Here is a 21,135-nt window from a genome sequence, read left to right as displayed (position 1 = left end):
ATTTTTTGATTTAGTCAATTTATTTACCCACGAGGCCGTAAATTCCAACTGAAAATAAGGAGGGTGATGGCAATCAAAGTAGAAACAAGAATAGCGGACAAGGCTACATCCCAAGAGTAATTTGTAGCAAGGATAGCAAGTCCCTTACCTTGAGCCGTTCGACCTAGAGATCCAAAGAGCCCGATAAACCCGGCGGCTGTTCCCACTGCTTTTTTGGAAGTAAAGTCCATACCAGCAACACCTAACAGCATTACCGGTGGATAAATAAAAAGCCCAATCAGTCCAAAGAGCACATAGTCAATCCAAAGAGACCCAGGTGGATTGAATAAGATTCCTAAAAATGCAAAGAAAATGGGTATAATACAAAGTAAACTTACCATTCCCCGACGTCCGTCAAACTTATCCGAGACCCATCCCATAAGAATGGTAGAGCCAATCCCACCAAATTCCAAAATAAAAGTAGAGTATCCCCCACCCAAAAGGTCGGCTCCTTTGGTTTCTTTTAAGTAAGTGGGGCCCCAATCAATCAAACTATAACGGATGATATAAACAAAAAAATTGATAATGGCAAACAACCAGATGTATTTATTCATAAGGACTTGCTCAACAATCAATTGTTTGGTGGTAAGTTCAGCTTCGTGATCTTCCTTTTCTTCCGGTGGGTAATCGTTTCTATAGACTTCGATAGGAGGAAGGCCTTCTGACTGAGGTGTGTCCACGAGTCGGATGTATAAATACACAGATCCAATAAGAGCTATGATCCCTGGGACAAAGAAGGCATACTGCCATCCAAACTGGGATGCAGAATGAGAAGCGATGACTCCTACGATGCCGCCTCCAATATTATGTGCAATATTCCAAAATGCAAACGTAGTTCCGCGTTCTCTCACCGAATACCAGTGTCCCAAGGAACGTCCGCATGGTGGCCAACCCATTCCTTGCACAAGACCATTGGCTCCCCATAAAAATAGATGAATCCAATAATGATTCGCAAATCCAAAAGAAAAATTCAAAATGGCTGTAAGAAACAAACCCACTGCCATAAACTTTCTTGGATTGGAACGATCGGAGAGTGCTCCCATTAAAAATTTTCCAATCCCATAAGTGATGGCTGTGACTGCGAGGATGTCACCTATATCTGTTTTCGAATAGGATAACGCTTCACCAATTTCTTTAGAAACAGGTGAGAAGTTATTTCGAGTTAAGTAATAGGTCGTATAACCAAGAAAAGTTGATTCCAACACTCGAAAGCGAAATTTCGGATAGAGGGATTGGATTTCTGATTCTGGTTTTTGCGGTATGGACGGAGCAGGAGCGAACCATAGGCGAATGGTTTGTAACATAGACTTGGAAGATGTAAGTCTAAAGGAAAGGAGTCAAGTCGATTCTCATGAAAACAGATATACGAAACGGATTTATTGATACTGTAGGAAATACCCCTCTCATACGCATCCATTCCTTAAGCGAAGAAACGGGATGTGAAATTTTAGGAAAAGCGGAATTCTTAAATCCTGGCGGATCCGTTAAGGATCGGGCTGCCTTATACATCATTGAAGATGCAGAAAGGAAAGGACTTCTCAAAAAAGGGGGAACCGTTGTTGAAGGAACCGCAGGCAATACAGGAATTGGGCTCACTCATATTTGTAATGCAAAAGGTTACAAATCCGTCATCGTCATCCCTGAGACACAATCCAAAGAAAAAATTGATATGCTACGCACGTTAGGTGCTGATGTAACACTTGTCCCAGCGGTTCCTTATGCAGATCCAGGAAACTATGTACGTGTCTCAGAACGAATTGCTTTAGAAACGCCGAACTCTGTTTGGGCCAATCAGTTTGATAACTTAGCCAATCGAAATGCACACTTTGAAACTACGGGACCCGAAATTTGGGACCAAACCCAAGGGAAAATTGACGTTTGGACTGCGTCTCTCGGAACCGGCGGAACTTATGCAGGAACAGGACTTTTTTTTAAATCAAAAAATCCCAATATCAAATGCATTGTTGCGGATCCTTATGGATCAGGAATTTATTCCTTTGTCAAAACAGGAAAAATTACCATCGAAGGTTCTTCCATTACGGAAGGGATAGGACAAGGGCGAATTACCAAAAACATGGAGGGAATGCCTGCCGATGATGCTATACGTATCCATGACAAAGAGGCACTTCGTATTTTGAATTTGGTTTTGAAACATGATGGTTTGTTTATGGGTGGAAGTGTAGGAATCAATTTGGCTGCTGCTTACCAAATTGCCAAAGATTTAGGCCCAGGTCATACCATAGTGACGGTGTTATGTGACAGTGGAGCAAAATACCAATCTAAAATTTTTAATCCTGAATTTTTAGCATCCAAAGGACTGATTTAAACCAAACAAATGTTTGTTTTTTTGGAATCTTTTTTGCAACTCTTTCTCAGGAAGTACCAGTTGTAATTAAATTTACTAAAATATAAGTTACATTACTGAGGGTTAAGAAAGAAATTTTCTCGACTTTGTAGATTCTTGTATTTTACTTTTCGATACTAGAAAGGGTCGCAAAGACAAGATTTCTCAAGCTTTGCCTATTCAGTAAAAAAATGAGTTACTTCCAAAGAATTTGCCTCTATCTTATTTTACTGCTGTTCTTTACCTGTAAATTTCCAGGGATTGACCGTTCTATTTTGGAAACCTATTCCACCTTTCGATTTTTACAGACCAATACTGTCTCATATTCTGTATCCTTTCGTGTCTCGGGACTTATGGGATCCGGCCTCCAAATTGAAAACAACGGAGATGTTGTGAATGTTTCGGCTAACCAAACTTATACCTTCTCAAGAAAAATACAATCTGGCTCCCCTTATAATGTAACAGTCAAAACACAACCCACTTCACCCATCCAAAAATGCATTGTGTCTTCTGGATCAGGAACCGTACTCAGTGGCAATATTGAAGGGATTCAAATTGTTTGCGGAGATGCACTGTATCTTATTTATGGAACAGCCACCGGTCTTCTTGGCAATGGACTCCAAGTACAAAATGTAACTGGTGCTGGAACTGATGTAATCAATGTCAATTCCTCAAGTTTTTCACTTCCACCCATTCCTTCTGGAGAAACGTATAATTTTAGCATCATAAGCCAACCCACAAGCCCAAGCCAAACTTGTTCGATCACAACACCGGCAATGACCTCAGGTACAATGACTGCTGCTCATTTACCAGCAACGATTAACTGTATCACAAACTCATTTGCGGTAAATGCACAAGTGACAGGAATTTTGGGAACACTCACTGTTGGCAATGAACTCAAACTTACGTTAGATGGATCGAATACGATTAATGTAACTACCGATGGAACGTTTGCCTTTCCAGGAACCTATTTGAGTGGAGGGAACTTTTCCATAACCATTGATAACCCTGGTGGTATCATCACAACAGGTGTTTGTTCTTTAGCATCCAGTACAATCACCGTTGCCAATGGTGTTTATGCCATTCCTGTTAATTGTAGCAATGCATTTCTTATCAGTGGCACGGTTTCGAGTCCTGGGGGAACCACAACCAGTATCCTCAGTGGCACTGTCACTTTGGACTTAGTCAATACAGGTGGAACTCCCTTTGTGACTCAATCCATCACTGTAAATGCAGGTGTGACAAATTTTTCCTTTCCATCCTCAATTCCCGGTGGTTCTGATTACGAGATAGTTGTTTCTGCATCAGCACCTAACCAAGTTTGTACGATGACAGCAGGAGCCACTCACTCAGGAACCACTTCGGATCAGGGAACCGCCATAGTCAATTGTAGTCTGCCTATCCCTACATTTTCTCCAGTGAGTGGAACTGTTTTTAATGATGATGGAACTGTAACTCTCACCACTCTGATCCCTGGGTCCGAGTATCGTTATACATTGGGAAATGGCGGGCAAGTGGACCCAACTTGCTCCACAGGGACAATGACAACGAATACAGTTCCCATCACCAATACAAACCAAGCTGTCATCAAAGCCATTCATTGTAAAACGGGTTGGCTTGACTCCACCGTTCAAAACTCTACTTACACTTTGAAGGTGGCCACGCCAACTCCTAGTTTGGCGACAGCTTCTCTTTTGAATTCCGGACAATCTGTTAGTTTTTCAACTACGACAACGGGAACCACTTGGGTTTGTCAGGAAGGAGCTGCGGGGACACCTACTGATCCCGTTTGTGGTGCGACAGCGAACACTTGTTCTTCGGGAACATTAGGTAATTATGTATTCCCCACTCCAGGCTCTTCTCAAAACGTAAAAGTCAGAATGTGTAAATTAGATTATACAAGTAGTGACATTCTGACTTTAAACTACCAACCCAATGTTTATACTGTTAGTGGAACGATTAGTACCTTAACCATTCCCTTTGGCATAAATACTTTTGTTTTGCAAAACAATTTAGGGGATGATTTAACCATTGCGGGGAACGGAACTTTTACCTTCAACACAGCCATCCCTACTGGTTCCAATTATTCTGTCACAGTTCTCTCCAATCCCCAAAACCCTTGGCAGACTTGTGCTGTTACCGATGGGACAGGGACGATCGCTTCTACAGCCATTATAAACGTAGCCATTGCTTGTACGGTCAATCAATATGCAATGAGTGGAAATATCACAAGTACTGTTCCCTTACCTTCTGGGCTGACCGTTACCAATGGAATTGATACCATCAATGTTCCCGGTGGTGCTACAACCACTCCTATCTCCTTTACAACGCCGATTGCCAGTGGAACCAATTATGATATCACTATCACAGCAGAACCTCCCGGCCATGTTTGTGCGATCCAATCCAATTATATGGGTACTGTCCAAGGAGCTAACATTACCAATGTGGCAGTGAACTGTGTAGCTGGGTATCGGTATGGAAATACGATCACAGCCAAAAAACCAGCACCATTACAAATACAGTATTACCGAGGCCAGGTAAGTACCGCTGCGGGGCAAGCCTCAAATGGGTCGACCGATGCAACAGGAACTTCAGCCACATTCACAAGTATTTGTGGGATCACTTTTGATGGAACCAGAGGGTTTATTGTTGATTCAGGAAATCATAAAATTCGAGTTTTTAATCCAACAACCAGTGCTGTGACTTCGCTTGTGGGAAATGGGATCGCAGGGAATACTTCAGGATCGGGATCTGTCAGTGCCTTCAATAATCCAAGAGCCATAACAACCGACGGAACCTATCTCTATGTCACAGATTATAGTGGAAATCGAATCAAAAGAGTTCTCATTAGCTCAGGTTATGCGGAAACTTTTGCAGGTGATGATACAACAATCTCACCAGCCAATGCAAATGTTGATTCTGCTGATCCCACACTTGCACGGTTTGCCTCACCTGCGGGAATTGTTTTTGACGATGATAAATTGTATATCGCCGACCGTAATAATTCTGCGATTCGAGTGATCAAACTCAGAAACCGCGAAGTCACTACCCTTACCAGTGGCGGTGATATCAACCAACCGGAAGGAATTACTATTTTCGGCGATTATATTTATGCAACAAATATGGGTACTTATAATATCACTAAAACTCATAAAGTGACTGGGGCCACAACCATTCTCGCAGGAAGTTCTTCAGGTGGTTTTGTCGATGGTGCCGGTACTGGCGCCAGTTTTTTAATGCCCCATGGACTTACTCATGATGGAATTTTTTTATATGTAGCAGATTATGGAAATCACCGCATAAGACGTGTCCATATGGTAACGGGCGAAGTACTCACAATCGCAGGATCTGGTGGCACAGGCCTTGCGGATGGAGAAGGTGTGAATGCATATCTTGATACTCCGTTGTACATTGCAAATATTGGAAATGTTTTAGTATTTGGAACGGCACATGCTCTTCGGTCACTCAATGCTTCTGGACTTTTAGCATACTATCCTCTCAATGGATCCGTTCAAAATTATTTGAATAACCAAACAATCACTGCTGTGGGAAGTCCAGGATTTGGACTCGGTCGATTTGGAGAAGCTGCAGGGGCAGTGGCAACCTCCATTGGAAATGCAGGAACGGCACCATCACCATCGGGATCCATAAACAACATTACTTTATCCGCTTGGTTCAATTGGGATGGAACCAATGCAGGAATTGGTAAGGTCATTGTTTTTAATGGTGACATTGCCTCTTCCGGACATGGTCTTTTTATCGACTCCAATAAACAATTGGTTGTGGCACGGGGAGGTTATCCTAGTGACTCCACATACACAACAGTCATTCCGAACGTATGGACCCATGTCGCGATGACTGTTGATACCAATAATGTTTATCGTGTGTATATGAATGGAAATCTAATCTATGAAAAACAACGATCCACCAATTCTGTCACAGGAAATCTTACTGTCGGAGTCGGTTCAGGTGGTTCTTTTTTCTTTCCTGGCCGCATTGCCGATGTTAGGTACTACGGAAAAAATCTAAATGATGCAGAAATCAATGACTTAGCGCGGACAGCAGATTCTGCTCTTGTTGGTAATTCCTATTCCTCTCGCCCAATCGAACTTCTGATGAATTACCAATTTAAAGGAAATACAGACCCTTTGGGTCCAGTTGGGACCCCGCTTGCTATCAATGGCGGTATGACAGGATACGCTCCAGGCCGGGACAGAAGTTCTAATTCGAGTATGCGATTTACTTTGGGTAACTCTGGTTTTTTGACTGGTTCAGAATTAGGATTACCTTTAGGCCAACATCCAAGAAGTGTTTGTGTTTGGGTGAACCCAGACACTTATCCAATCAATCCCAATGAACACTCTGCCATTTTTTCTTATGGAACCCCAGGCGGCGGAACCGAATTTATACTTTCTATTTTTAAAAGCGGGCTTGGTGACAATCTAATTCGGTTCGGGGGGTTAGGTGGTGGCGAGGTTTATACAACCTATTCCATCCCACTCAACCGATGGTCCCACATTTGCGGAACTTTCGATGGAACTTATGGTTATATTTATGTCAATGGTATTGATATCGTTGGTCCATCCAATATCGGATCCTCCATCAACACTACTCCTAGTACGGGAGTTTATATAGGTAGAATCATGACTTTTTCTACCCAAACTTTTGCCGGTAAAATAGACGACCTCCGTGTGTATTCAAAAGCTTTAACTGATAAAGAAGTGAGAAGACTTTCTGCTCAAATTCCAGTGGGTCTTGTGGCTCGTTTTGATTTTAACAAAGACCTTCAGGATGTAAGTGGGTTTGGAAACCAAGTTACCAATATGGGTGTAGGTCTTTTCACTGACAGATTTGGTCATGCAGCGGGAGCCATTAGTACAAACGGTACTAATTATATCAATGTTTCGACAACTGATACCCAATTACCAAAAAGCCAACAGCCAAGAACCGTTTGTGTTCATTTTAAATCGAACCTCACCAATCCCGGTACGATGGTAAGTTTTGGACAGACGGCTACCGACCGTTTGGTGGCACTTGGAGCAGGTTCTGGTGGAGGTAAGTATTACTTTGCAGGATTCGGAAATGATGTGGAAGAATCTTACTTCAACCATGAAAATGTTTGGCATCAACTCTGCGGTGTCTACGAAGGACCTGACGGTGGTTATGCTGCAAATTTATACCATAATGGCGTTAAACTAAAGACAGAAACCAAAAATACTTGGGATACTAATCCTGTTGCATTTACTATCGGGACACGAACCGATCTATTAACTAGTTTTTCCGGATTGATTGATGATGTTTTGGTTTATAACCGAGCTCTTGGTCCCAACGAGATTCAATCCCTCGCAGGTTTTGATCCAAGACAGGTAGTTACTTGGTCTCCAACACTTGCAATGAGTAGCTTACGCCTCCACCTAAGTGCCGATAGTTTATCAAACCAAGGAAATGGAACAGCGGTGACTACTTGGCATGATAGAAGTGGTAATGCCGCCTCTTTTTTTAATGGACCGATGGCTCCGACATACAATAACGCTGGGTTCATTGGAAAACCATCTGTATCTTTTAATGCGTCAAACTCTGAATATCTTTTCCGAGGTTCTGCTTTAGACATTCCTTTCAATAACTCAACCTTCTTCTTAGCTTTTAGCCGTACAACACTTACCAATGGAACTTTATTTGAATCAGCCACCGATGGAGTTTCCTACTATTTAGATTCCAATATCATTCGAATGGCAAAACCATCAGAAGGCCTCATTGGAAGTAGTACCGGGATATTTGGAGGGACACTAATCCCTTATTTGGTTGCCGCAGAATACAATTCAGGAACTTCCTTAGGTTTTTATTCAAATGGTGGTAGCGGTGGAACCTCCACAGACATAACTAAGGTATTTACTCCATACAATCTTTATTTAGGAACGAATGAAACTACCTCTAGTTTCTTCTCCGGTCATATCGCAGAAGTTCTTTATTACAAAACCAGTCTATCAGGTCCCGGCAGGACTATTGTTTTTTGTTATTTGTCTCAAAAGTATAACATTAGTTTGGTTGGAACAGGAATCGTGTGTGATTAATTAACGGAATGATCCTATATTTTAGTAATCAGCCTATGATTTGGATACAATCATTCCTTAAAAATTTTTCTCAAATTTTCAATTTGTTTCTTTTGGTCATTCTTTTCCCAATCTTGATAGATTGTTCTTCGGAAAATGAATCTCCCAAAAAAGAACCTCCCCCCCCACCAGCAGTGACCGTTCCTTTTCCAGAAGCTATGTATGTACAAAACGGATGCGTATCTTGTCATGGCCCAGTAGGTAATGGACGTGGCACAAGAACGGCATTGTTAGCGAACTCGCGGATCCCTAATTTTCAAGATAAGTCCACGTATATCTACGGATCAACCAAAGAAGCCATTGCAAAAACAATCAAAAACGGGATTCCAGGAACGTATATGAAAGCTTATTCACACATGCGAAAAGGGGAAATTGATGCTATTGCCGATTACGTTCAGAAAATGCAAAGATAACCTTACTTCCGTTAATTTATCTTCCTAAATTCATCAACGTAGTAAACATTTCACAGGCGGTTACAGAACCTAACTCACAAGAGTCACTCATCTCTTCTAATGCCAAAGCAATCTCTTCCGATTTTTTAGTTTTCAATCGATTTAGGGCACTGGCTTCCAATTCCTTTGCTTTAGCAACTTGATCTTCTGGACCTTGGAACTTCCAAGGAATAGACCTTGTTCCCCAGAATAAACTATCCAAAAACAAATTAATATCCTTTTCGATTTGAGGATAGACCGATTCGTAACAAGTAATTAAAATCGTAAACCCCAATCTGTCTTCAGTCGCAGTGATATAATGTTGCACGATGGTATCTTCTTTATCTTTAAAACTTCCAGACATTCCTAAAAACTTATACCCGTTATCAGAATTCGCATTTTTTTGTAAGGCGAAGGATTTACGAATATTGGTGATTAAACTAAATCTTTTGGATTCTGCATGGAAAAGAATTGGATGTAACGGAAGTTTGTTTTCTGATTCTTTAAAAAGGATAACAAGAGCTGGAATAATTTCTCTACCAGACTCTTCTTTGAGTGGTGATGTTTTGAAATGATCAAACTTTGTTGTTAATCCATTGGACCTACGTTCCGTAAGATACCACTTCGCTGGAAGATCAAACGAGATACAATTTGCCTGAAAACAAGAACGCCAATGAATTACATCGGCTTTCAAATTTACAGATGTCAAAAAACAAAAAAATAGAAACCCAATGAAAATTTGAAAAAATTTCATACTCCAAGTTCCTTTCGATTTTTAAAATAATCTAGAGAATGCGGATTAGCGAGAGCATTTTTATTTTTCACTTCTAGACCAGCTACAGTTTGTTTTACGGCAATTTCTACTTTTTTGCCATTCACCGTATAAGGAATTTCGGGAACAGAAATTACTAAGGCAGGAACATGTCTAGGGGAAGTTTCTACTTTTATACGTTCCTTTATTTTTTTGATCAAACTTTCATCCAAAATAACACCATCCGCTGGTACAACAAAAAGAATCACACGGACATCATCTTTATACTCTTGTCCTATGATAACACTGTCTTTTACTTCTGGAATGGTAGAAACTACTGAATAGATATCAGCAGTACCAATTCTTACACCACCTGGATTTAAAGTGGCATCGGAGCGACCATAGATCACCAAACCATTCTCAAGTGTGATCGAGGCGAAATCGCCATGGCACCAAATATTATCATAAGTTTCAAAGTATGCTGATTTGTATTTTGCACCAGAATCATCATTCCAAAAAGAAAGTGGCATCGAAGGAAAAGGTGTAGGACATACCAATTCCCCTTTTTGGTTTTCCACAGATTTTCCCATATCGTCAAACACTTGTACATCCATCCCTAAACCCTTACACTGAATTTGGCCTTCAAACACAGGTAAGTTGGGATTACCCAAAGCAAAACATCCATTTAAGTCGGTTCCACCAGAGATGGAGGAAAGTTGTATATCTTTTTTTATATTTTCATAAACATAACGAAATCCAGAGTTAGGTAAAGGAGAACCCGTGGAAAGAATCACCTTGAGTGCAGACAACGTATACTTAGATTGAACCGATATTTTTTCTTCTTCCAAAACAGATAAGTATTTGGCGCTGGTTCCGAAAACTTGGATGGATTCCTTTTCGGCCATGGACCATAAAGTTTCCCAAGACGGATGGAATGGATTCCCATCAAATTGATAAAGCGTGGCTCCCAAGGCCAACACAGATTGGGACCAATTCCACATCATCCAACCGCAAGTTGTATAATAAAAAAATCGATCTTGTTTGGATAGATTACAATGTAACGACAGTTCCTTGGTGTGATTTAACAAAACACCTCCTCCCTGAACGATGCATTTCGGAAGGCCAGTAGTACCGGACGAAAACATGATATACACTGGATCTGAAAATGAAACGGATGTATAAACCAACGCTTCAGAAACATTCCTTGAACCAATCTCACTGTATCGGAATGGAAATTGGATCTTACCAAAGTCTTTGATTGGCTCAACAAAATCATATACCAAAGTCTGTTTAAATTCAGAATGATTGGCATTGGCTAATTGAATGGATACTTCCTCCAATTTATCTTCAATGGAAATTCTTTTACCTTTAAACAAGTAAGATTCCACCGAAATTAGTACTTTGGGATTTATTTGTTCAAATCGATCAAGAATTCCTCGAACACCAAAGTCAGGTGAGGCGCTAGACCATATAGCACCTAACGATGTCGTTGCCAACATGCCGATAGTGGAAATAGGTGCATTTGGTACAAGACCTACTACACGATCCCCTTTTTTGACTCCAAGGGAAATAAAATGTTTTTGTAATTTTAGAACTTCGTGTTTGAGTTCCGCATAAGTTAACTTTTGTATTTGGCCATCTTCCGAATAAAAAACCAAAGCCAACTCATTAGGATTCCCTACTTCTAATAAATTCTCAGCAAAATTATACAAAGCACCTGGAAACCAAATCGACTTTGAAAAATGATTACTTTGTTCTATCGTTTTTTCCGGTTCTTTGTGTAACTTAAAACCTGAATAAGACAACCATTCTTTCCAAAACAATTCGTATTCATCTATTGAAAACTTATGTAAAGAAACATAATCAGAAAATGATTTTGCAAACTTTGTTTCCAAATGGCCTTGGAAACGGGAAAGGTTCGTATTTTTTGAATGAGGTGTCCAAAGTATATTTTGAGTCGCCATGAAGACTGATCTTCCTGGATTTGATTTTTGAGGCAAGTATGATTGTGTAAAATGACTGGTAGAAAAAAATATCGCAGAAATTCTAGGGAAAATGCTGTTCAATTCCATTGACTATTTTCTTTTTTTTGTAGGTTGTTATACTATCTATTGGATGGCTCCCGGAAGGTTCAGAAAATACATCCTCATTTTCTTTTCCTTAGTATTTTACGGGTATTGGAGTCTTTCTTTTCTAACTCATTTTTTACTCTTTATTCTCATCACACATTTTTTTGTTTTAGGAATCCTCAAAACCAGAAAGAAAATCTTTTTAATTTTAGGTGTGGTCATTAACTTATTAAATCTTTGTTTTTTTAAGTACATACTCACTTATCTGCAATTTTTAAGTAAGGAAGGAGAAATCTCCATTCCATTCATCCAATCTTTGAGTGAGTTTGCGCTTCCATTGGCCATTAGTTTCTATACTTTTCAGATGATTGCTTACCTTGTTGATGCTTGGCATGGAAAGTTTAGCGAATCACCATTTTTAAACTTCCTACTTTTTATTTTATTTTTCCCACAACTCATTGCGGGCCCTATTATGCGTCATGACGATTTTTATGAACAAATCGATCATGCCAAACTCAATTGGGATTTTGTCCATCGTGGAATTTTGCATATACTTTCTGGTATCATCAAAAAGGTTTTGATTGCCGATCAAATTGCAAAATCGATCAATCCTGTTTTTGCAGATCCCGCTGGATATGATGGACTGAGTATCTTCATTTCTACCATGGCTTTTTCCTTACAAGTCTACGGTGATTTTTCTGGATATACGGATCTTGCCCGAGGTTCGGCATTTTTACTCGGATATGAAATCCCTGAAAACTTTCGTTCCCCATTTTTGTCCGTTAGTTTTTCCGAGTTTTGGTCAAGATGGCATATCACATTGTCAACCTGGATCAGAGACTATCTATACATTCCGTTAGGTGGAAACCGAGTATCTGAATCTAGGTTTATGTTCAATACGATAACGGTAATGGCGCTCGCTGGTTTATGGCATGGGAACACCTACACATTTTTTATCTGGGGATTTTTGCATGGAATTTTCCTAGCAATAGAACGGTTTACTTTTGGTAAATTGAATCGGAAAGATATGAACACCAAACAGAAGATCATTGGATTTATTTATGTGTTCATTGGGTTCAATTTGGTTAGTCCTTTTTTTCGATTAGATTCTTTACAAGGAATTTATAAGTTTTGGTCTGCTTCTACTTCGACTGCTAAAAATTTTATTTATAAACCTGACTTTTGGTTACTGATCTTTGCTTGTTACCTCTTCCAATTTGTTGAATATAAAAACTATTTTAAAGAAAAACTCCAACCGTATACACATTGGTTAGTTCCCATATTTACTGTATTGGTTTTCTTTGCATTAGTGAAAATTGAGAACCCTGTGGAAACGTTTATCTATTTCCAATTCTGAGAGAACCCATGAACCAAAAACGTATTTATTTATACCCATTTTTCATCATCTTAATTGTATTTCTGATTGATAAACTGGTTTGTATACCTGAGTTAAGAGAAGCTGGTAGACGAGCCTATAAATCTGGACAAAACGTACTCATTGGATTGCCAAAAGTTTGGGAAGAAGATAAAAAACTCCAATCAGAAAATACGAAAGTTGTTGTTGTTACGGGAACTTCTCGCTCCGATATTTTTCACGAATGGGAAAAAATCCCTGTAAACCCATCTACATATACAGGACCAATTTATTTCGAAACCAGATCTTCCATCAAAGCATCCGAATATTTTTTATTTTATTTAATGATTCAATCCATGACAAAGGCAGGTTTTAAACCGGATGTCCTGTTTTTGGAATTTTCTGAAGAAATGTTAAATGAAAATAATGTATTTTCTTATAAATCAAAATGGCAAGAGCTAATGTTGCATGAAGATGAGTTAATCGACATCTATCCTACTTTTAATTTTAAGTATCAGCGAGAGATATTAGCAAAATTATTCTTTGTTTCTTATAACTACCATTTTAGTCCCACACAAGGAGTTTCCAACTGGATCAAAGGGAAAACAGCGAATGATGACACCTACTTCATTGCCCTTGCTTCCTATTTAAACAAGAAGAGACCTTTAGATACCAAAAACGTTGGAATCGAATTAGATAATTTTACACCAAAAGAATACAAAGATCGCATCATAGATTATAGCGAATCTCAACGTGAACTTTTACTTACAAAATATACTTTTTCCGAAACAGAATATGGATTTCTAAAAAAAATCATCCAACATGCAGAGGAACATAATATCCCAACCGTCCTTTGGGAACCGCAGGTCCACCCCTATTACAACCAACTGAGAAAATCGATCACAGGGGGAAATTTATTGGAGACTTTGGGTAGGCCTTTAGTGAATCCAAATTCAAAAAATATTCGTCTCATATCCTTGAACAAAGGAAATACAAATTGTAAAACTTTTGTGGATAGTAGCCATGTTTCACCCATTTGTGTTCCGGAAATTGCAGATAAGTTATTGCAAATCGCAAAGGAGATTCCAAACTTTAAGTAAAGTTATGAAGTTAAATCTAAAAAATCTCAATTTCTGGAGAAAATTTTTTCTATTTAGCTTTCTATTCTTATTTTCCGCTAATTTCATGTACCAACGTATTGTTGATAATGAAATCAACTGCGGACTCATTGGTTCGCCAGAAAGTGGATGCCCTTATGCCTTTTTAGATCATGCTTTGGGTGTGAATCCAGGCCACGATTTACAGGAAGATGGCGAACATACTGACCATGTTTGTTTTTCTTGCCCTTGCAATTTGATTATGTCTTCTTCTTGGGATTTATATCTCTCTCACGTCCTCATCCAACTTCACAAAGTTTATGTCCACCAACCTGATCTTCTCATACCAAAACTTGTTACTTTGAATAGTTTTTTCCGACCTCCAAAACATAACCTCACATAGTTAATTCGCAATTACATTGCGTGAACACTTGGGAGGTTCCATGAATTTTTATCATTTCCCCAAACGACTTATAATACATTTAAGTTGTTTGGTTTATATCTACGTTACCTTTGGCCCACTTCAGGCGGAATCAAATGATTCCTTTGGCCTTAATTGTCAAAAATACAATTCCATAATGGAGCTCAGTCATTGTATTGTTAACAAACATCCTGACTTTCGAATCGAAGAAATCAAACTCAGGGAAATTTCTGGAAGGAAAAAAATTGCTTCTTATTACTTTCCATCAAATCCCGTTTTCAATAGTTATGTGGCAACAAGAAAAGGCGATTCTTCTGGTCCCGCTTTTTTATCAGGACCCACCGGAGCTAATAACTTTCAGGTCATGGTCAACCAAGAAGTTTTTACCAATGGGAAACGAGAAATTGCAGTTCAAATCGCAGATGAAGAATTTAAGGCCCAAGTGTTTCGTCTAGAATCTGTAAGGCGAATTTTAGAGTTTAATGCTATAAAAAAAATAACAAGATTTCATTATCTTCATTTGGAAGAAGAAAATAGTCTCAACAGTTTAAATCTTGTTAAGGAACTAAAAAAAGTATCAAAAGCAAGAGTGAATGAAGGTTTATCCCCCGGTATTGATGAGTCGTTATCTGAATCAGAAGAAATTCGGATATTTAAAATTTGGAACCAAACCCATAGGCTGTCTGAAAATGCAAAATCGGAACTTGAGGTTTTACTCGGTATCCCTTTAGAAATGGATTCAATCCAAATCCATCATTTAGTTTTACCGAAAGAATTACCAAAAGAGAGAGTCGATTTGATCCAAATGGCAATGCAAATGCGCCCCGAACTTTCTTTGTCTGAAAAAGAAATAGAGTTATCAATATTACGCCAAAACGAAGTTAGACGTCAGAAAATCCCCAATGTTACTCTTGGGGCTTTTGCACAAAATGATGGATTTAATGAGAGAGTAGTTGGCGGAATGTTAAGTTTCCCTATGACTGTGTGGAGAGATTACGAAGGGGAAACCATCATAGCTTCATCAAAAATTGATAGTTCCAAAGAACTGAAAGAATCCGTTTCGAGAAATATCAAACAAGAAGTTCTATTTGCACTAACCAACTATTTGACTCTTTCTGAAGAAATCAAACTCTATGATACACAAACAATGGATCGGGCCGAATCTGATTTAAAGAATCTGCAAGAAGCAATTCGATTTGGAAAAATAAAAATCATAGATGCCATCAATCACCAACGAATCCTTTTACAAACGAAACTGAATTACCTGAACACAAAATCTGAATTTGAATTATCACAAATTGAACTGGTTCGTGTTCTCGGCCTACCTAGCGACTCATTAGGGGTCAAACCATGAAAAAACAAACAATACTACTTATAAGCTCCCTTCTTCTCATCGCCTTCTCTATTTATTTATGGAAATTTCGTGGAACAAATGTTAATTTAGAAAATTCCGAAGAACCGAAAGACATCGTAAAATTATTGGGAGAGAATCGAAAGAACCTCTCCTTAGAAACGGAAGTTATTCGAATAGAACCCATTCAAACTAAAATTGAACTGATTGGAGAAACAGAAGCAGTTCCCGATGCAATCATTGATGTACCAGCAAGAATCTCTGGACGTATTACCTCTGTTTTCTTTGTGGAAGGTGATTCCATAAAGAAGGGACAAAAATTAGCAAACATTGATTCCCCGGAACTTGCAAAACTCAGATCTTCCTATTTAGTAGCAAAATCAAAATACACTGCCGCGGAACAGAATTCAAACAGAATCAATTCATTAGTAAAAATGAATTTAGCCGCCAAACAGGAGCTTATTGACGCAGAAGCAAATCTGAAAGTTATCGAATCAGAAAAAATTTCGGCAGAGGAAAATTTACGGGCAAACGGACTTGCGATTGATAACTCCGCATCAGGAGTGTATACAGTTTTTGCTCCTAGGTCGGGTCTTGCATTGTCAAGAAATGCGATTCCTGGATCCATTGTTTTAGGAAATCAAATTCTAACAACGATTGCAGAACTCTCTCACCTCTGGTTTCAGGCAAAGATATTCGAAAATGATTTGAAATACCTCTCGGAAGGAATTTCTGGAAAAATCATTTTGAACGCATACCCAGATTCAGAATTTGAAGGAATTTTAGAACACATTGGTGAAAAAGTAGATCCCGAATCAAGAACAGTGCATGCAAGACTTGTTTTTAAAAATAAAAATCGTAAAGCAAAGATTGGTTTGTTTGGAAAGGCATCTTTAAGTGTCAACGGTAGATCCGGAATTCAAATCCTGGAAGTTGCCATTCAATCTTACCAGAATCGAAAATTTGTTTTTATAGAATCGCAAACCAACGAATTCAAATGGATAGAAATCACAACCGGAAGTACCACCGATGGAAAAACTGAAGTACTTTCTGGAATCGCAGAAGGAGATCGCATAGTCACCAAAGGGGCCTTTGAACTCAAGGCCATTCTCTTCAAATCTACTTTTGGCGGAGAATAACCATGGAATTTTTAACAAAAATTGTCCAAGTATCCTTACAAAACCGATTGTTAGTTATCATACTTACAGTATTACTCGTGTTCGGTGGATTTTATTCACTCAACCATTTAAAAGTAGATGCTGTTCCTGATATTACCAATGTCCAAGTCCAGGTGATCACAACATCACCAGCTCTATCGACTTTAGAAATTGAGCAGTACATTACCTTACCTGTCGAGAGAGCCATCACTGGTATTCCTAACTTAATTGAAGTCAGATCGGTTTCAAGATATGGATTTTCTCTTGTAACTGCTGTATTTGCCGATGGAACCGATCTATGGAAAAGTAGACAGTTGGTTAGCGAAAAATTAACGGAAGCTTCAGAAAACATTCCTGCAATTTTCGGAAAACCAGTAATCGGTCCTATTACCACGGGGCTTGGTGAAGTGTTTCAATTCACTTTAGAAAGTGAATTTCATAACCAAATGGAACTAACAACTTATTTGAATTGGTACATAAACCCAACACTCAAAACAGTTCCTGGAATTGTGGAAGTCAATAGTTTCGGAGGAAAAACAAAACAATACCAAGTCATTGTGGATTCATTCAAAGCAGCTTCTCTCGGTGTTTCTTTAAACCAAATAGTGAATGCAGTACAATCCAATAACCTCTCTACAGGAAGTGGCTATATCGAAAGGTCCGGCGAACAGTTGATTGTTGGAAGTGATGGGTTACTAAAAACAATTTCTGATTTCGAAAAAATTCAAGTGGGAAAAATGGGAGACGGATTTCCTATCTATTTAAGTAGTATTGCAAAAATTGTCGAAGGCCCAAGGTTACGAAAAGGTGCTGCCACTGCCTCGGGAAAATCAGAGGTGGTGGGTGCCGTAACATTGATGTTACTTGGTGAAAATTCACTTGAAGTAACAACGGCGGTCAAAGAAAAAATTACCCAGATCGAAAAAACCCTACCTACTGGTATGAAAATCAAACCTTACTATGATCGTTCGATTATGGTAAAAAGTACTTTAAACACGATTGTATGGAATTTATCAGAAGGGGCGATCCTAGTGATCATTATTTTATTCCTGATGATTGGTGATTTCCGGTCAGGCCTTGTGATTGCATCAGTCATTCCCCTGGCAATGTTATTTGCAATTACTCTTATGTTTATGCGTGACCTCCCTGCAAATCTTATGTCTATGGGAGCAATTGATTTTGGACTTATTGTGGATGGTGCAGTCATCCTAATTGAAAACTCACATAGGCGACTAGGGTTAAAACGAAAAGAATTAAAACGAGATCTCACCGACAGAGAACAGAGAGAAACCATTTTAACTGCGACGATTGAAGTTCGTAAGGCCACCATCTATGGTGAAATTATTATTGGAATTGTTTACATTCCCATTCTTACCTTAAGCGGAACTGAAGGGAAAATGTTTATCCCTATGGCGACGACCGTATTGTTTGCATTAATCGGTGCATTTTTCTTGACACTTACACTCATCCCTGTATTAGCATCTTATTTATTAAAAGGAGGACATATCGCCGAAGGAGAAACAAAGTTTTTCCAAAAAATACATAACTGGTATACTCCTAAACTAGATTATTGCCTGAATGAACCCAAAAAAGTAACCTATTCTACAATCGGTATCCTCGTTCTCTCTATAATTTTGTTCTTTCAGTTAGGTGGAGAGTTCCTTCCCAAATTGGATGAAGGGAATATGTTAATCGAAATTAGCCGGTATCCATCCACTACTTTAACCGAATCCTTACAATCTTCTATGAAAATAGAAAAAGCCATTCTTAAAGAAATACCTGAAATCACGGAAGTGGTTTCAAGAACTGGATCTCCTGAATTAGCCATCGAACCTATGGGTGTAGAAAAAACAGATATGTATATGGATATGAAACCACGCTCAGAGTGGAACCTAACAAAGCAAGAAATCGAATCCAAGTTACAAGAGATTATTGAAAGAGTTGCTCCTCAAGTGGCCTATGGATTGTCGCAACCAATTGAAATGCGAAACAATGAAATTATGGCCGGTATTCGAGCCGATGTGGGAATCAAAGTATTTGGTGATGATTTGATTCAGTTAAAATTGATTGCTGAAGAAATCTCAGCAAAAATTAAACATATCCCTGGTGTAGTGGACTTACGTATCGAACAATTGTACGGATTGGAATATCTCAGAATTAAACCTAACAGAGAAAAGTTGGCAAGGTATGACCAATCGATTTTGGATGTCAACCGCGTCACGGAATCCGTTTCCTCGGGAGTCCCTGCGGGCATAGTTTATGAAGGTATGAAACGATTTGAAATTGTTGTAAAAACAGATGTTGGTTCCAACCCAGAACAAATTAAAAATATTCCTGTGAAAGTAGGGAAAAGTACATTTGCCCCCTTACACGAGTTATCAGAAATACAAATCGAAGATGGACCAGTACAAATTTACCATCAAAATCAAAATAGATATGCGCTCGTTCAATTTAATATACGAGGAAAGGACATGGTAAGCACGGTGGGTTTAGTGCAGAATGTTCTTCAAAAAGAAATCAAGTTTCCTGTAGGTTACCATTATACAACTGGTGGTGAATTTGAAAAATTTGAATCAGCAACAAAAACTCTTTATGTTGTTGTTCCTATCACACTCCTCATTATTTTTTTGATTCTCTACTTTGCATTTAATGAGGTGTCGGCGGCCATCATCATTTTTCTGAATGTTCCTTTTGCCATCACGGGAGGAATTTTTGCATTGTATCTTAGGAGTTTACCATTTAGTATTTCTGCTGGAGTGGGTTTTATCGCACTCTTTGGTATTGCCGTACTCAACGGTCTTGTGTTGATTAGTTTTATCAGAAGTTTAGAACATTCGGGGACCACAAAAGAAGAGGCAGTAAAAGAAGCAGCTATTTCGAGACTTCGCCCCGTTCTCACAACAGCACTTTTGGCTTCGATTGGATTTATACCAATGGCGATTAGCACTTCACCCGGTGCAGAAGTCCAAAGACCCCTTGCCACCGTAGTGATAGGAGGGTTAGTCTCTGCAAGTGCACTTACCCTCTTTGTACTTCCTCTCGTCTACTTGAAGTTTGCTGCAAAGAAAGTCTTCATACTTTCAAAAGACGCATAGTCTGCTTTTTCGTTGTATGCCAACCCAGGTAGACCGTGTTTTTCAGAACCAGGTCTTGTAAATCCGTGAACGGCTCCTGGGTGCGAAACAAAAGTCACAGGAGCCTTCGCATCCGTTACAGTTTTGATAAAAGTATCTACTGAAGCTTTCGAAACAAAAGGATCATCAGCACCATGATGTACTAAAACTTTGCTTTTGATTTTTTTCGCGCCCGTAGCGAGGTTTTTACTCCCTAAAAAACCATGAAAGGAAACCACACCACCTTTTAAATCAGCACCATCTAATGCTAGTTCGATGACTCCACCGCCACCAAAACAATAACCAATAGCACCGATTTTACTTGAATCCACATTGGGATTTGATTTTAAGATATCGAGAGCCTTATTGATTTTTTTAAGTATAATTTTTGGATCTCCATTAGCACCGGATAGTTTTCCTGCTTCTACATGGTCTTTCGCAAGAATTCCTTTTCCATAAACGTCCATAACAAAAGCAACATAACCTAAATCTGCTAATTGTCTTGCACGTTGTTTCGGATACTCATTTAATCCCCACCATTCATGAATCACTAGAATGCCGGGACGTTTTCCTTTAATGGAGGAATCAGTAGCGAGATAACCTTCATAAGTTTTCCCGTCCAATTTATATTCCACTGGAGTTCCCGAAATTGATGATTTTACGGGGAGTTGTGAAGTGGGTACGCTTGCGCATTGTATGCCAAAAACGAGGGTAAGAATGGAAATGAGTTGTTTCATACGGCTCCTGTTCCGCCGAAAATCGAAATTTTAGTTCCTTCGACGGAGATAGATTTAGAATTCTAAAATGGAATTGTAAAAAAGAAACCTTAATTTCTCAGCAAATTTGCAAGATTTTCACCAATCTAATAATTTGTTACTACGTTCTCTTTTGTTTTTGA

At 39.0% G+C, this 21,135-nt stretch carries 13 protein-coding genes; 9 read left to right on the top strand and 4 right to left on the bottom strand.

Going from position 1 to position 21,135, the window contains the following annotated elements:
- Positions 1 to 23: 23 nt before the first annotated feature.
- On the bottom strand, positions 24 to 1,343 hold the full coding sequence (locus LEP1GSC195_RS16130; protein WP_015681420.1) for an MFS transporter: 1,320 nt from the start codon (positions 1,341 to 1,343) through the stop codon (positions 24 to 26).
- 47 nt (positions 1,344 to 1,390) lie between these two features.
- Between LEP1GSC195_RS16130 and LEP1GSC195_RS16125 the strand changes: the two genes are divergently transcribed.
- The 3 genes from LEP1GSC195_RS16125 to LEP1GSC195_RS16115 all read left to right on the top strand — a co-directional run bounded on the left by LEP1GSC195_RS16125 (position 1,391) and on the right by LEP1GSC195_RS16115 (position 8,906).
- The gene (locus tag LEP1GSC195_RS16125) at positions 1,391 to 2,365 is read left to right on the top strand and encodes a cysteine synthase A (protein WP_015680820.1); all 975 of its coding nucleotides are present in this window, start codon (positions 1,391 to 1,393) and stop codon (positions 2,363 to 2,365) included.
- Positions 2,366 to 2,574: 209 nt separating this feature from the next.
- Entirely contained in the window at positions 2,575 to 8,454 is a 5,880-nt protein-coding gene (locus tag LEP1GSC195_RS16120) for a LamG-like jellyroll fold domain-containing protein (RefSeq protein WP_015681887.1), read from the top strand.
- Positions 8,455 to 8,489: 35 nt separating this feature from the next.
- On the top strand, positions 8,490 to 8,906 hold the full coding sequence (locus LEP1GSC195_RS16115; protein ID WP_015682398.1) for a c-type cytochrome: 417 nt from the start codon (positions 8,490 to 8,492) through the stop codon (positions 8,904 to 8,906).
- A gap of 16 nt (positions 8,907 to 8,922) precedes the next feature.
- Here the strand turns inward: LEP1GSC195_RS16115 and LEP1GSC195_RS16110 are convergent, their stop codons facing one another.
- Together LEP1GSC195_RS16110 and LEP1GSC195_RS16105 are read right to left on the bottom strand one after the other, a co-directional pair.
- On the bottom strand, positions 8,923 to 9,678 hold the full coding sequence (locus LEP1GSC195_RS16110; protein WP_015682353.1) for a hypothetical protein: 756 nt from the start codon (positions 9,676 to 9,678) through the stop codon (positions 8,923 to 8,925).
- The gene (locus tag LEP1GSC195_RS16105; RefSeq protein WP_015680703.1) at positions 9,675 to 11,639 is read right to left on the bottom strand and encodes an acetoacetate--CoA ligase; all 1,965 of its coding nucleotides are present in this window, start codon (positions 11,637 to 11,639) and stop codon (positions 9,675 to 9,677) included. The genes LEP1GSC195_RS16110 and LEP1GSC195_RS16105 overlap by 4 nt, the downstream gene beginning before the upstream one ends.
- 91 nt (positions 11,640 to 11,730) lie before the next feature.
- Here LEP1GSC195_RS16105 and LEP1GSC195_RS16100 point away from each other — a divergent pair, with 91 nt between their 5' ends.
- The 6 genes from LEP1GSC195_RS16100 to LEP1GSC195_RS16075 all read left to right on the top strand — a co-directional run bounded on the left by LEP1GSC195_RS16100 (position 11,731) and on the right by LEP1GSC195_RS16075 (position 20,219).
- Positions 11,731 to 13,101 (top strand): MBOAT family O-acyltransferase, encoded by a 1,371-nt coding sequence (locus LEP1GSC195_RS16100; protein WP_015681159.1) that lies wholly within the window; start codon positions 11,731 to 11,733, stop codon positions 13,099 to 13,101.
- 8 nt (positions 13,102 to 13,109) lie between these two features.
- Positions 13,110 to 14,198 (top strand): DUF1574 family protein, encoded by a 1,089-nt coding sequence (locus tag LEP1GSC195_RS16095; protein WP_015682116.1) that lies wholly within the window; start codon positions 13,110 to 13,112, stop codon positions 14,196 to 14,198.
- 85 nt (positions 14,199 to 14,283) lie between these two features.
- Positions 14,284 to 14,598: a hypothetical protein gene (locus LEP1GSC195_RS16090; protein WP_015682115.1), complete on the top strand. Its 315-nt coding sequence runs from the start codon at positions 14,284 to 14,286 to the stop codon at positions 14,596 to 14,598.
- A 40-nt stretch (positions 14,599 to 14,638) separates the two neighbouring features.
- Positions 14,639 to 15,970 carry a TolC family protein gene (locus tag LEP1GSC195_RS16085; RefSeq protein WP_015682714.1) on the top strand — a complete coding sequence of 444 codons (1,332 nt, stop codon included), beginning with the start codon at positions 14,639 to 14,641 and terminating at the stop codon, positions 15,968 to 15,970.
- A complete protein-coding gene (locus LEP1GSC195_RS16080; RefSeq protein WP_015680888.1) occupies positions 15,967 to 17,106 on the top strand; it encodes an efflux RND transporter periplasmic adaptor subunit in 1,140 nt (379 codons plus the stop codon). The genes LEP1GSC195_RS16085 and LEP1GSC195_RS16080 overlap by 4 nt, the downstream gene beginning before the upstream one ends.
- A gap of 2 nt (positions 17,107 to 17,108) precedes the next feature.
- The gene (locus LEP1GSC195_RS16075; RefSeq protein ID WP_015681156.1) at positions 17,109 to 20,219 is read left to right on the top strand and encodes an efflux RND transporter permease subunit; all 3,111 of its coding nucleotides are present in this window, start codon (positions 17,109 to 17,111) and stop codon (positions 20,217 to 20,219) included.
- Here the strand turns inward: LEP1GSC195_RS16075 and LEP1GSC195_RS16070 are convergent.
- On the bottom strand, positions 20,168 to 20,974 hold the full coding sequence (locus LEP1GSC195_RS16070) for a dienelactone hydrolase family protein (RefSeq protein ID WP_040506857.1): 807 nt from the start codon (positions 20,972 to 20,974) through the stop codon (positions 20,168 to 20,170). The genes LEP1GSC195_RS16075 and LEP1GSC195_RS16070 overlap by 52 nt on opposite strands.
- Between the last annotated feature and the right edge of the window lie 161 nt (positions 20,975 to 21,135).

Source organism: Leptospira wolbachii serovar Codice str. CDC (assembly GCF_000332515.2).
GTDB classification, from domain to species: Bacteria; Spirochaetota; Leptospiria; order Leptospirales; family Leptospiraceae; genus Leptospira_A; species Leptospira_A wolbachii.
The sequence above is the reverse complement of the archived record's forward strand: the minus strand, read 5'-3'. Positions and strand labels throughout refer to the sequence as shown.

Excerpts from the sequence above, each read along its gene's own strand:
- LEP1GSC195_RS16080 (WP_015680888.1), top strand. The coding sequence starts at position 15,967 with ATGAAAAAACAAACAATACTACTTATAAGCTCCCTTCTTCTCATCGCC.
- LEP1GSC195_RS16130 (WP_015681420.1), bottom strand. The coding sequence starts at position 1,343 with ATGTTACAAACCATTCGCCTATGGTTCGCTCCTGCTCCGTCCATACCG.
- LEP1GSC195_RS16090 (WP_015682115.1), top strand. The coding sequence starts at position 14,284 with ATGTACCAACGTATTGTTGATAATGAAATCAACTGCGGACTCATTGGT.
- LEP1GSC195_RS16075 (WP_015681156.1), top strand. The coding sequence starts at position 17,109 with ATGGAATTTTTAACAAAAATTGTCCAAGTATCCTTACAAAACCGATTG.
- LEP1GSC195_RS16070 (WP_040506857.1), bottom strand. The coding sequence starts at position 20,974 with ATGAAACAACTCATTTCCATTCTTACCCTCGTTTTTGGCATACAATGC.
- LEP1GSC195_RS16100 (WP_015681159.1), top strand. The coding sequence starts at position 11,731 with ATGCTGTTCAATTCCATTGACTATTTTCTTTTTTTTGTAGGTTGTTAT.
- LEP1GSC195_RS16085 (WP_015682714.1), top strand. The coding sequence starts at position 14,639 with ATGAATTTTTATCATTTCCCCAAACGACTTATAATACATTTAAGTTGT.
- LEP1GSC195_RS16120 (WP_015681887.1), top strand. The coding sequence starts at position 2,575 with ATGAGTTACTTCCAAAGAATTTGCCTCTATCTTATTTTACTGCTGTTC.
- LEP1GSC195_RS16125 (WP_015680820.1), top strand. The coding sequence starts at position 1,391 with ATGAAAACAGATATACGAAACGGATTTATTGATACTGTAGGAAATACC.
- LEP1GSC195_RS16095 (WP_015682116.1), top strand. The coding sequence starts at position 13,110 with ATGAACCAAAAACGTATTTATTTATACCCATTTTTCATCATCTTAATT.
- LEP1GSC195_RS16115 (WP_015682398.1), top strand. The coding sequence starts at position 8,490 with ATGATTTGGATACAATCATTCCTTAAAAATTTTTCTCAAATTTTCAAT.
- LEP1GSC195_RS16110 (WP_015682353.1), bottom strand. The coding sequence starts at position 9,678 with ATGAAATTTTTTCAAATTTTCATTGGGTTTCTATTTTTTTGTTTTTTG.
- LEP1GSC195_RS16105 (WP_015680703.1), bottom strand. The coding sequence starts at position 11,639 with ATGGCGACTCAAAATATACTTTGGACACCTCATTCAAAAAATACGAAC.